This window comes from Halobacillus sp. ABH2_015, assembly GCF_056158945.1.
Window position 1 is genome coordinate 2,867,109 of the sequence record NZ_JBSWUG010000002.1, and the last position, 13,038, is coordinate 2,880,146.

At 47.2% G+C, this 13,038-nt stretch carries 7 protein-coding genes and 1 riboswitch; all 7 genes read right to left on the minus strand.

Going from position 1 to position 13,038, the window contains the following annotated elements:
• Positions 1–165: 165 nt before the first annotated feature.
• Complete coding sequence (locus ACXAD6_RS15060; RefSeq protein WP_474969571.1) at positions 166–1,890, minus strand: LTA synthase family protein; 1,725 nt, start codon at positions 1,888–1,890, stop codon at positions 166–168.
• Between the two features lie 273 nt (positions 1,891–2,163).
• Positions 2,164–3,114: a homocysteine S-methyltransferase gene (gene mmuM, locus ACXAD6_RS15065; RefSeq protein WP_474969572.1), complete on the minus strand. Its 951-nt coding sequence runs from the start codon at positions 3,112–3,114 to the stop codon at positions 2,164–2,166.
• The gene (locus ACXAD6_RS15070; protein WP_474969573.1) at positions 3,080–4,489 is read right to left on the minus strand and encodes an amino acid permease; all 1,410 of its coding nucleotides are present in this window, start codon (positions 4,487–4,489) and stop codon (positions 3,080–3,082) included. Before ACXAD6_RS15070 ends, mmuM begins: the two co-directional genes overlap by 35 nt.
• Before the next feature lie 86 nt (positions 4,490–4,575).
• Positions 4,576–4,680, minus strand: a riboswitch (SAM riboswitch).
• Between the two features lie 126 nt (positions 4,681–4,806).
• Positions 4,807–7,284: a cell wall-binding repeat-containing protein gene (locus ACXAD6_RS15075; protein ID WP_474969574.1), complete on the minus strand. Its 2,478-nt coding sequence runs from the start codon at positions 7,282–7,284 to the stop codon at positions 4,807–4,809.
• Between the two features lie 98 nt (positions 7,285–7,382).
• Positions 7,383–11,354, minus strand: a complete 3,972-nt coding sequence (locus ACXAD6_RS15080; RefSeq protein ID WP_474969575.1) for a cell wall-binding repeat-containing protein — start codon at positions 11,352–11,354, stop codon at positions 7,383–7,385.
• A gap of 179 nt (positions 11,355–11,533) precedes the next feature.
• A complete protein-coding gene (locus tag ACXAD6_RS15085; RefSeq protein ID WP_474969576.1) occupies positions 11,534–11,878 on the minus strand; it encodes a VOC family protein in 345 nt (114 codons plus the stop codon).
• 93 nt (positions 11,879–11,971) lie between these two features.
• Positions 11,972–12,901 (minus strand): aldo/keto reductase, encoded by a 930-nt coding sequence (locus ACXAD6_RS15090; RefSeq protein ID WP_474969577.1) that lies wholly within the window; start codon positions 12,899–12,901, stop codon positions 11,972–11,974.
• Positions 12,902–13,038: the final 137 nt, after the last annotated feature.

Consider the following 13,038-nt stretch of genomic DNA (forward strand, 5'->3'; position numbering starts at 1 on the left):
GTCCTATGTACCTAATCATAGAAGACACAACTCATAAACTACCAAAATCCTTCCAGTTTGTAAACAGAAGGACACCATTCCATTAAAAATTCATAATTCTATCATTTCCCGACAGAAAAAAAGAACCTTACCCAATATAGGACAAGGTTCTGTATAGTTCTTATTTTAACGCAGGCTTTCGAAGTAGGCATCCGACCATTGGAGCAATTGTTGAATGTCTTCTCTTTCCTCTTTAAAAGCATGATTCGGGTCTTTATACGTATCTTCAATCCGCTCGTTTGTTTGCATATTCAATATACGTGCATCGAAGCGGCTGTTCTGTGCAATATAGAACGTTCCATTGTTCAGGAACGAGCTGGTCGGAACATAGTAACGCATACCGAGCAGGTTGTTCTCATAATGAAGCAGGTTATGTCCAAAGTACAGGGACTCCGGTTCCACACCCAGCAGATTCAGGAGCGTCGGCATCATATCAATCTGCCCGCCGGTATGATCATTCGTTCCTGTCAGCTCCTCTTCACCGGGGACACCTACAATAAACGGGATATTAAAACGGTTCAACAAGGAATACCGCTCCCCTAAAAAGTCAGCAAGAAGATCCTGATCCTCGTCTTTAAGCAGTTTGCCGTGAAGACCGGAATGGTCGCCGTAGAGGGCAATGACTGATTCCTCCCAGAGGCCGCGGTCTTTCAAGTCCTGGAAGAACTCCCCAAGCGCCTGATCCGCATAATGAACAGACTGGAGATAGTTCCCTGTTAAAGTTCCTTCATACTCAGAAGGAAGCTCCAGGCCTTCTTTGTCTGCAGGCATTTCAAACGGTGTATGACTCGTTAACGACAGCACATGGGCATAGAACTTGTCATACTCTTCGTCGATTTCATCAATCGCACCCATCGAGCGATGGTAAAACCATCCATCCGATGGTCCGAAGCCGACCGTATCTTTCTCTCCGTAAAACTTATCATCATAATAATCATCAAAACCAAGAGCTGGATAAAGTTCGTCCCTGTTCCAGTACTCCACCTCATCGGCATGCATGGTCACGTTATGGTACGACTTTTCATCAAGCATTCTCGGCAGAGAGGGAAGTTCCATGCCGCCGACTTGATCGGTGGTCGCTTTTTTCCCTAATGGATAAAGTGACGTATTCATGAGGAACTCTGCGTCTGATGTATTGCCTGAACCGATCTGTTGGTAGACATCCGTGAAATACATACTATCGTTCAGCCATTCATTTATGTTCGGTGTGATTTCCTGGCCATCGATCGATTCACCGATAACGAAGTCCTGAAGCGATTCAATCTGGACGACGATCAAGTTCCGATCTTCCGCCACTCCGAAATGATCATGCTCACTCATCGGCGTATAGGAATTGCCTTTCAGCTCTTCTATTTTCTGCTGCGTGACATTTTGATCTTCACCGGAAAAAGCGAAGGCTTTTTCACTGTTTGTCTGGTCCTGGTAATACTGAACAAACTGCGTATTGAATAAGCCGTTTTCCTTAGCAAAAAGAGCGCTGTCGAGAATGGGCTCTCCTTTATTCATTTGAAAATTGAAAATGGCGATTACAAGACCAGCAATAAGGAAGACAGACATAGCGAAATTGGACGTCTGTTTCGTTGGATACGTCCATGTCCTGCCCACAATCCAAATGACAACAAGCAGAAGCAGATCTGCGAGAAACAGAAAGTCTGTGCCATTGACGAGCAGCCACATGCTTTCATTCACACTGCCAACTTGATTAAGCTGGGATAGGTCATAGTATGTAGGAACGGTTCCGAAGTAACGCTCGTAAATCAACATGCCAATAAACAAAAGAGACAAAAACAAATCCAGAACAAGATAGGCAGCCGCTTTGCCCCGCTTAAAGACAAGCTCAATGAGAGCCATAAAAATCAAGATAAACGAAGCATCATACCAAATTCCTGCCCAAATACTCGTATCTTGAAGAAGCAGATAACGCAAAATTATAAACTTCAAGGAAATCATAATAAAAAAGTAAAAGAAATAACTGGTTAGTAAACGTTTCATCGAATCTTTCATATAAACACCTCTCTATTATTCTACCCAAATGTAAAGTTTATGTAAACTTAATGTAAATAAGGTAGAATAAGGCCGCTTCATCAGCATGGCTTCAAAAGGCGCTTGAAAAGATTCTGTTATTCACTCTGATTTCCACATGTCTGCGAGCTTTTTTATATGGGCGGGCGTCGTTCTGCAGCAGCCACCGATGATCCTTGCTCCATGCTCGTACCAGAGTTTGGACTGCTCATGAAAGTCAAGCCGACTGGCAGACCCATGCCACGTCTTCGTTTCCGGATCATAATCTTCCCCGGAGTTTGGATAGACGATCAGCGGCTTGCTCGAACAGCGGTTCAACTCTTGTAAAGCTTCCGCCGCATGTTCCAGAGGCGCACAGTTCACACCTATAGCAGCCACATGTGTATTACCCTCCAACGCTGAAGCGACCTCCTTGAGCGGAGTACCCTCACTGATCGATTGACCATCTTTTAACGTAAAAGAAATCCATGCAGACGCAGATGGATACTCCTGTAAAATTGAACCGATCACCTTTGCTTCCTGCAGAGAAGGCAGCGTTTCAACCGCTAAAACGTCAGCACCCGCTTCAACAAGTGCTTGAATACGTGGTTGGTGAAAATCAAATAAAACCTGATCCGTGACGCCGTAATGACCGGAATACTCCGAGCCATCCGCTAAATAGGCACCATAGGGTCCGACAGAAGCAGCTGTAAGCGGCCTTGGCCGCTCAAGATTTTCCCTCCACACTTCGTCCCGTGCTTCCCCGGCAAGCGTGACCGTTTTTTTAATAAGAGTGACAGCCTCTTCTTCTGATAAGCCCCTTTGGGCAAAACCATCAGTCGTCGCCTGGTAGCTTGCGGTGATGCTGATGTCTGCTCCCGCTCTGTAGTAGGAGGCATGCACATCTTTGATCGCTTCAGGTTTTTCCAACAGCACTTTTGCGGACCATAAAGGATCATCAAGCTCGCATCCGTATGATTCCAGTTCCGTTGCCAAAGCCCCGTCCAGGAGAACCATCGATTGTTTTTCCAAAAGAGATTCAATGGGATTGGATAGATTTTGTTTGTTGGACATGTTTTACTCCCCTTTTCTTTTTCATAGATTCTCTCACATAATAAGCCGCATAGCAGAATGCAATGAACGGACCCCCACAGTACAAGGCGATCCGCTGTGTCGGATCAAAGGCAATGCCGATACAGGATGCCAGGCATAGAAGAAAAGCCGCAATCGGGACCACCGGGTACCACGGGGCTTTGTAGGATAAATCACTATCATTTCCTTCTGCCCGCCGGTGCGCCCGCCGGAAAAGGAAGTGGGAAGCGCTGATGCTCATCCAAACGACGACTACAGCCAGCCCTGAGATCGATACCAGAATGATGTAAACGGTATACGGGGCGATGATACTGGATAGCAGCGCCAGACCGCCGCCAAGCATACTAAAGATGATCGCTGTCAAAGGAACTCCCTTTTTTGTCAGCTTCGCAAACACCGGGGAGATGGTATCCTTGTCCGCCAGTGACCACAGCATCCGGGCCGACGCGTATAATCCGGAGTTGGCTGCGGAAAGGATGGCTGTTAATATGACAAAGTTCATGACATCGGCCGCATAAGGAATACCGATGCGGTCAAGGACTGCGACAAACGGACTTTCCACAACCCCTGCCGCCTCACTTGGAAGAAAGATGGATAAAATGGCAATGGTCCCAATGAAGAAAATAATCAACCGTGCCACCGTTGTCCGAATTGCCGTCGGGATGGTTCTCGCTGGATCCTGCGTTTCCCCTGCGGCAATCCCAATCAATTCTGTACCGGAAAAAGCAAAATTGACAGCAAGCATCGTCATGAAGATTGCCGTTATACCATTTGGAAACAAGCCCTCACTCGTAAGATTTGAAAAGAATGGAGCCGGTTCTGACCCCGACAGCTGTATCCACCCAAAGGCGGCCCCGAATCCGATAATGATAAAAAGGACAATGGCTGCCACTTTGACAGAGGAAAACCAAAATTCTGCCTCCGCAAAAAATTTCACACTAAAGGCATTGAATCCGAAAATAAGAGCGGCGAACAACGCACTCCAAATCCACACACTTACATCGGGAAACCACCGCTGCATCAAGAGCCCGGCAGCTGTAAATTCTGACCCGAGAGCTACCGTCCACGTCAGCCAGTACAGCCATGCTACAGTAAAGCCTGTCCCCGGCCCTATGTAGTTATGAGCGTATGTATGAAAAGCCCCTGTTTCAGGGTTATGAACGGCCAGCTCTCCTAAACAGAGCATCACCAGATACACGACCAAAGCACCAATCAAATAGGCTAGGATTGTCCCGAACGGACCGGCCTGCTGGATGGTGTACCCTGAGCTTAAAAACAGTCCCGTACCGATAACTCCTCCCAGTGAAAGCATCACCAGGTGTCTTGTTTTCATTTCTCTCTTAAATTGATATTCCATTTGTCTCCCCCCTTGTGATGGTGGGCAAACAATTAAAAAACGCACCCTTGAATGAGTGCGTCAACTGACAAATAATAGATGGAAGTCTCTTATCGATCAGGATTGTTCACCCGCTGGAATTAGCACAGTATCTTCACAGACCTGCTGCTGAGGCTTCCAAGGGCCAGTCCCTCCACCTCTCTGGATAAGATATTTTTTTATAACTCTACTAGTCTTAATCATAATTGTCAATTTATTTTCAATATTCTATCCTTCATACCATCCAAATGAAAAGCCCCTGGTTCATAACCAGAGGCTTTTCACTCATACTCATATGCTTATTTCTGTTCCAATTGCTCTGCCACTTCATCGCTGACAGCATTTGTACCGCCGAGCACCTGGAAGTTGTTGATTTCAAGCTTTCCAATCGTCTCTTTTGTGGATTCCGGAAGCTGATCCGGCTTAACAAGGAGCATGGACGCTTCTTCCTTCGCAGCCAGAACAGAGCCCGCTAAAGCGTCAGCGAAGTTCTGACCATTCGCTACGAATGTCTTCCCTTCCTGCACACCCAGCTGTTCTGCAATGGTAGAGGCTGTTTCATAACGAGTCTTACCGCTGTAACGGGAAGCGTCAGGAAGCATCGCTTCGACCTCTTCAGAAATGGCATTCGTTCCACCTACAACAATGCTCTGTTCAAAGTCAGCAAGAGCTGTTTTGGTGATGGATGGCAGCTCATCTGTTTTAGAAAGGAGAATCGGGTAGCCTTCCTTCGCCGCATAAGGAGCCACAGCCAGAGCATCCGGATAGTTGAATCCATCTGCTACAACTACATTCTCAGGGTTTCCGTCAAGGCGGGCGGCAATATTGGCTGCCGTGTCAAAGCGCGTTTTCCCAGAGATGCGATCTACGTCGACACCCATTCCTGATAATTTGTACTTCACATATTCAGAAACGGCACCGGTCCCTCCAAGAATAATCGCTTTTTCAGCACCCAGGCGCTTGATTTCCGCAGCTACTTCACTGTTCAAGTTTCCGGACTTTGTCAAAAGGATCGGCGCATCTTCCTTATAGGCAAGAGGAGCACCGGCAAGAGCATCCGCAAACTCATCTCCCCGGGCAATGACGACTGTGTCAGCAGAATCCCAGCCTTTTTTAGAAATCTCAACGGCTGTTTGGTAACGATCCTCTCCGCTCACACGTTCTGTCGTTTTTTCAACAATACGGGATTCTTCATCAGGAGAAACCGTGCCCTGCTCTTCCAGGTATTCATTGAATACTTCATAGTCTACAAAGAATAATTCTGTCATCTTACCGGCATCCTTGGCTTCCTTGAATGTTTCATATCCATCGCCACCTGCAGCGATAAAGGCGTTCGTAGCCACCGTGTATTCTTTGTCCAAATCAAGCGCTTCATATCCATCCTCTGTTTTCACTTTGACATTAACGATACGGTCTCCTGCTTCATTTGAGCGATCGAACGTATATTGCATTCCCGATACATGAGCAAAACGGCCGCCGGTATTCTCAATGTCGCTCACTGCATTTTCAAGAGCCTCCCACACCTGCTGCCCTGTTAGGTCCAGAGTGACAAGGGTGTTACCAAATGGCATCGTTGTAAGGACTTCTCCCATCGTGATTGGTCCTTGATCAATGGAAGCACGAATGCCTCCACCATTCTGAATCGCAATTGAAGTAGACGGCACTTTGTCTTTAGCTTTGGCAAGCATACTGTCTGTGATTAAGTTTCCAAGATTCGTTTCTCCACTTCTTACATCATTACGTTCTCCGTTCAAGGCAACCGTCGTTTCTCCAACGACTTCTTTCTTCAATTCATCAAGAGGCTTCTCCAGTTCAGCAAGCAGTTCGGCTGCCTCTTCATCGGATTCAATCACATACTCTTCATTTTCATCTTCTTCATCAACATCAATAAGTTTCCCGTCCCACTCCGTAAGGACACCCTCATCATCGAAGGAAACTTCTAAATCACCGATGTAATTTCCATATTCCTCTGCCTGAACGACAAGTGTCGGCTCAGTCTCTTCGTTATAGACAAGCGGCTCCTCCAGCTTTGTATGGCTGTGAGATCCAACGACAACGTCCACCCCTTCCACTTCCTGAGCAAGCGTTTTGTCATAGTTAACGCCAAGGTGGGTCAGAGCGACAATCTTATCGACGCCTTCCCCTTCAAGCCTCTTCACTGTATCTTCAGCCTTTTGGAGATAGTTTTCAAAATCAATAGTGTCTCCCGGGTTGGCAAGGAACTTCGTTTCTTCTGTCGTCAAACCGAACACACCGACTTTCTCACCATCCACATCGATGACAGAAGCTGGATAGATGTTCCCAGCGTCTCCAGGCATACCGATTTCATCGTTGAACAATCCGTTCAAGCGCTCGTCCTTACTGTAGTCAATGTTGGCACTGACGATCGGGAATTCTGCTTGATCAATAAAATCTGCAAACACAGAAGGACCATCATCAAATTCATGGTTTCCTGGAACCATCGCATCATAATCAAGCATGTTCATGAACTGGACATCTGCAAGGCCTTTGTACTGATTGTAGAAAAGCGTACCTGAGAACACGTCCCCGGCATCAAGAAGGATTGAATGGTCACGGTCAGCACGGATCTGATCAATGATGGTCACACGTCGGGGAACGTTCTCTAAGTGTGCATGCGTATCGTTCGTGTGCATAATCGTCAAGTCAAAATCGCCCTCAGCGGCTTTTACTTCTCCTCCAGGAATGGCCAGAGTCCCCAATGCAATGGCGCTTGTGACAGCGGCTGTTGCCAACACTTTCAAATTCAGATTTTTCATTTTCTTCATTCTCCCCTTTTATAAGTCTCCGGCATCAGTTCTGTCCCGCCTCTGCTGGGAAAGGGCAGATCCGATGCTGGAGGAATAGATGGAACGTTTCAGTCCTGCAAACCATTCAGCACATCATCGCTTACGGCTTTTGTTCCACCAAGTACATGAAAGTTACGGTAGTCCTTCCTTTCGATGACATCATCAATGCTGTCCGGAATATCGTCCGGCTTCACTAAAAGCATAGGCGCATCGTATTTTGCAGCAAGGACAGATCCGGTCAGAGCGTCGGCAAAGTCACGCCCTGTAGAAACGAAAGCGGCTTTAGAATTTCCGGAGAGTTCGCCGGCAATCTTCGCTGCTGTTGCGTAGCGGTCTGCTCCACTGATGCGCACAGCGTCAGGAAGCTGATTCAAAACTTCATCACTGACCGCTTTCGTTCCACCTGTAACAATCGTGCTCTCCATATTCTTTAAGGCACGCTCGGTTTCAGACGGCAGTTCGTTCGTTTTGGTCAATAGAATCGGATAGCCGTTTTGTGCAGCAAAGGAAGCCGCAGACAGAGCGTCTGGATAATTTCTTCCGTCTGCTACGATCGCTTTATCCGGGCTGCCGTCGAGACGAGCGGCAATGTTGGCAGCCGTCTCATAGCGGTCTTTTCCGTCAATACGTTCAACAGAAAGACCCTGACCTTCAAGCTGGTAGCGGACATAATCGGATACCGCACCGTCGCCGCCCAGAATGACCGCTTTTTCCGCACCAAGACGTTTCAACTCTGCCTTGACTTCGGATGATAGTTTATTAGATTTCGTCAAAAGAATCGGGGCATCCAGCTTATACGCAAGCGGGGCTCCGGCCAGGGCGTCCGGGAATGAATCCCCACGTGCAATGACCACCGTTTCCGACTGATCCCAGCCTTTTTTAGATACTTCAATGGCTGTTTGATAGCGGTCTGAACCGGAGATCCTCTCGGCGGTATCCGCGAAATCAATCTGCGCAAGCATCGGGTCATGGTCACTGGCACGTCCGGCTTCTTCTGAGAAGTCAGCATTGATATTGACACTGTCGATCGACGTGCGTTCGGAAAGATTGTTGGTCACTAAAATGTGATCGAGCACCTGGGAGTTCCCTTGATAGTTATAGGAATAACGCTCTTCTACCGGAAGCTTCTCCACCATATTTGTCATCACATCGCCTTCAAGGGCATGAATCGGGTTGGAGAATTCAAAATCATTTAAGTCGCCCATCACGACGACGTTTGCATCACTGACACGATCCACGACTTTCTGGACGAATTCATTGACGACTTCCGCCTGCTTCATCCGCTGGACTTCGCTGCCCAGTTCAATCGGATGGCTGGCTCCAAACAAGGCATCATCTCCGCCTTTGGAGTTAAAATGACTTGTAACGACAACGATTTTCTCCCCGTTGAACTCAAATTCAGCAGCTAAAGGCTTACGGGAATCATCAAACGCTTCATTTTCAGGGTCAATCCGTCCGGGGTTCAGCGTAAGGCCGTTTTCATCCACATCCACCGCTGTCACAGCGTCCCCTTTTTCTTTGTCAGGAAGAGAAACCCGCTCCGGGTTGTAGATAAATCCGACACGGATGTTCCCTCCCGGCTGGCCGCCATCGGTCTTATCCAGCGGAGCGACATCTGTGAACTGATACGACGGTCCGCCGGCATCCTCAATCGCTTGGATAAGCTTCTTGTAGGACTCATCAGCCTCTACGGTGCCGTCATCCGTCGGGCCGTTATTGTCCTGGACTTCGACAAGTCCGATAATGTCAGGCTGGTTCAGGTTGTTTACCATAGATTCGGCAATGCGGTCCACTTTTTTCTGAGGAGTATCCGCAGAGAAGTTCTCCATGTTGTACGTGGCCACATTCAGTTTATCTTCTTCCACCTGCAGGTCAGACGTTTCGCGTTCCGTCCCGCCACCTTCAACCGTTGGGAAATCCCCGGTTGTCCGGATTTTAAAATTACTGTAATCATATCCGACGACACCTGTGATCGATCCGTCCATCTGATCGCCTACGGTGACATCAACATCGTACCCATCGATATCCACAAGAACCCGCTCCGGGTTGTAGTCATCAGGCGAAATGAGCAGCCCGCCGGCATTTGTCATCCGCTGGTTTTCACTTTTATCTACATAAACGGCTACTTCATCGTACTTTGGAGGTCCTGTAACCGTGGCATCTTTCAGTTCCACGCGCATTCCTTCCAGACTTTCATAAAAGTCGATGGCGTCCTCCTCTGCATCAAAGCTGGTCAGACCGTCATCCTCAATATTTTCGGTCGGCTGGATGCGGTCCTCACCGATGATCGTCGTATCCGGCAGCGTCTCATCAGAAGAAGTCACTTCCACAGCAGCCGCACTAATCTGCGTTGTCAAGAGATCGTCCGCATCATCATAGCCGTCTTCTCTCCATTCGTTCACCTGGCCATTGACATTAACGACATCTCCGACTGCCACACCTGAATTTCTGGAATAGACATAAATACCTTCAGAAGTGGCCACTTCGCTGTCAGGCTCCTGGTCCTGCATATAGAAACCGCTGCTCCCATCCAAGGCGGTTACCACTCCGTCTACATTCTCCACGTTCATATCCTTATAAGGGGATTCGTGAGCTGCACCCTGAATGTCATGAATATCTACATGATCAAGCGGCGCCATGACTTCATATGAGAAACTCGCCGTTTCACTGACCTCTCCACTGTCTTTGATAACAACAGCTTTGATCGTTGTATCTTCATTCAGTGTGATAGGACCTGTGTAGGCAGTACTTTCTTTTGTCGGGTCACTTCCATCCATCGTGTAGTAGATCGACGCATCCGGCTGGGCGGTACGAAGTTTGATTTCGGACCCTTTCACTACGCTGCCTGATGACGGGCTGGCAGCTACTGAGAAAATGGTTTCAACGACATCGGCTTCTTCTCTTGGAACAAGGCGGTATTGATTAAAATCATACGTAACAACGCCTTCAACCAACTCATACGTTTTACCGGCTTCCATTTCCACTTCTGTTTTAGGAGAGATCAGGAAAGTGCCCTTTTCATCTTCAGCAATATAGTCACCGTATTGATTCTTCTCTGTAACGGTAATATTATTGACCTTTACATATTCACCTTCGAAGTTCTCTCCCTCATCAGAGGAGAAATCTTTACTTTTCACGAGCTGAGGATCCGGAATTCCTTTGTTTTCAGTTGTCACAGATACCTGTTCAGCACTTGTTTCAATCTGTTGCAGGCCATAATAATCAGTCAAAGATCCCTGTGCAGTTACTTCATCCCCAATAGAAGCATCCAGACCAGCGGCGCGGACGACAATGCCTGCCGTATCATCCTGTATGTATATGTTGGTTTGTCCGCCTTCTACAAACGATGCTGTCACAATCCCCTGAACTTTGACCGTCGACCCATCATCCACACTTCTCGCAGCTTCAATTGTTTGTAATTCCACCGGCTCATCCGGTTCCGGTTCAACATCGTCTGGATATTGTCCTAAATAAGACAAGGTATCTTTCGGGTAAGTATTGTACGAAGCGTCTCCATCAAAACTGTCTGATAGATCGGTATCTCCAGTAAGCTGATCCATTTTCCGGGTGAGTGTAACGTCTTTAGCAAAATCATCACTCAACCCGACCTGCCCGATGGAGTCAACGACCACTCCATCTTTTTTAAGAACAAGTGTGTCATTTCCATTGAAGCCCATCGTCTGATCATCGGTTATTTCATCCGCTACGTCGAGAATATCCGGTGACGCTTTCTCATTCGCAATCACATGCGTTTCCCCGGCGGCCAGTGTGCCTTTAAGCTCGAAGGAATAGGTAGGTTCCCCGCTCCCCCCATTATGGTGATCAAGCGTAAACTGACTAAGGTCTATATCCTTTTCTGTCCCATTGAACAGTTCCAGCGCTTTATTAAAGGAACCGCCTTCCACATATTCCGAAAACAACAGCGTATCTGCTGTGGGTGCTTCCGCTTTGACATTATAAGCGGGTCCGGCAAACATCCCCAGCACCATAGAACTTACAACAACTGAACTTACCCCTTTGACGAGGCCTTTCTTTTTCATTTGTGGTCCTCCCCGATATTTATTGACACGATACACCAACATCCCCCATTATAAAGCAATAGTTGTTTGATTTGTGTAAATAGTATTAATATTAGACAAATAATATGTATCCGTTTACAATCAAGAGAATAGACATCTGCCCACAACAAAAGCCCGGCTGATTTGCCGGGCTTTTGTTTTTATAAAGAGGATAAGATGGTCACAGGCATCCCGTCAGGAGCGGTTGTCGAATACATCTTTTCCCCATGTTCTTCAATGGGGCCGTGAACCTCAACCCCCTGCTGTTTAGCGTGAGACGCAAAAGCATCCGCATCATCCACGACCAGCTGCAGCATTTTCACAGGCATCATACACTCATTTTTGTGCCAGAATTCAAGCCAGCTGTCTCCTGTCTTAAAAATACCACCGCGGTATTCCTCGGTATCCTCCCACGCATTCTCGATGCCCAGTTTGTTCTGAAAAAAATCCACCATCGCCTCGCTGTGTTCAGAAACATCAACATACCTGTATCCAAGAATTTTCATCCTCCACCTCTTTCCTTTTCTATTTCCAGGATGGCCCCTTCCACCCTTCTTATTCTAGCCACAGAAAAAAAAAGCCTGCACAAAGGCAGGCTTTCAGGAAAAGATTTGATCGATTTTGGAGATTTCATCATCGCTCAACTTCACATCCAGCGTTTTCAGATTATCGACGACCTGCTCGGTGCGTTTTGCGCCGGGAATAACCGCATCAATAGATGGCTGATTCAAATACCACGCCAGGACAATATGAGGAATGTCCACGCCTTTTTGTTCAGCGATTGGACGCAGTTTTTCGACTTTATCCAGATTCTTCTTGAACTCTTCCCCTTGGAACAATGGGTTTTCTGCACGCAGATCGTTGAACGTCGTATTTTTATCATACTTACCAGCCAACAGCCCGGAAGCAAACGGGAAATATGGAACAAAGCTGATTTGGTTGTCCGCTGTGTAAGGAAGCATATCTTCTTCCGCCCCACGTTTGAACAGATTGTATTCACTTTGAATCACATCCACATATCCGTCCTTGTTGGCTTCTTTCAACTGGTCGACAGAGAAGTTGGAAACACCAATGGATCGTATTTTCCCTTGGTCTCTCAGTTCTTTAAGGGCACCGACCGCTTCGTCTTTCGGCGTATCCTCATCAGGGAAGTGGATATAAAACAGGTCGATATAATCGGTTTGAAGACGGTTCAAACTGTCTTCAACAGACTGCTTTAAAAAAGCAGGGGAGTTGTTGAACACAACCTCTTCACCCTTGAATTCATGAGCACCTTTAGTCGCAAGGATGATATCATCACGCTTATATTCGCTCATCACTTGTCCGACAAGTTCCTCAGAACGTTTCGGTCCGTAAATAAAGGCCGTATCGAGAAAATTCATGCCGTGGTTCAGTGCTGTCCGGACGACGTCCTTCCCGGCTTCCTCATCCAGGTTCGGGTAAAGGTTGTGTCCTCCGACGGCATTTGTACCAAGACCAATGGGATTGACATACAAATCTGATTTACCGAGTTTTGTTTTGTTATCCATCTTTTCATCTCCTTCTAAAATTCATCCTTTTTCGGTGTTTACCACAATCCGGTTGTCCAAAAACAAGTGATTGCTGCATCCGGTCCATGATTGATGTCTCGAACCTGCTCCTTTATGATGAGAAAAAAACGTCAAAG

Coding starts and splice junctions, on each gene's coding strand:
- ACXAD6_RS15060 (WP_474969571.1), bottom strand. CDS start 1,890: ATGGCTCTCATTGAGCTTGTCTTTAAGCGGGGCAAAGCGGCTGCCTAT.
- mmuM (WP_474969572.1), bottom strand. CDS start 3,114: ATGTCCAACAAACAAAATCTATCCAATCCCATTGAATCTCTTTTGGAA.
- ACXAD6_RS15070 (WP_474969573.1), bottom strand. CDS start 4,489: ATGGAATATCAATTTAAGAGAGAAATGAAAACAAGACACCTGGTGATG.
- ACXAD6_RS15075 (WP_474969574.1), bottom strand. CDS start 7,284: ATGAAAAATCTGAATTTGAAAGTGTTGGCAACAGCCGCTGTCACAAGC.
- ACXAD6_RS15080 (WP_474969575.1), bottom strand. CDS start 11,354: ATGAAAAAGAAAGGCCTCGTCAAAGGGGTAAGTTCAGTTGTTGTAAGT.
- ACXAD6_RS15085 (WP_474969576.1), bottom strand. CDS start 11,878: ATGAAAATTCTTGGATACAGGTATGTTGATGTTTCTGAACACAGCGAG.
- ACXAD6_RS15090 (WP_474969577.1), bottom strand. CDS start 12,901: ATGGATAACAAAACAAAACTCGGTAAATCAGATTTGTATGTCAATCCC.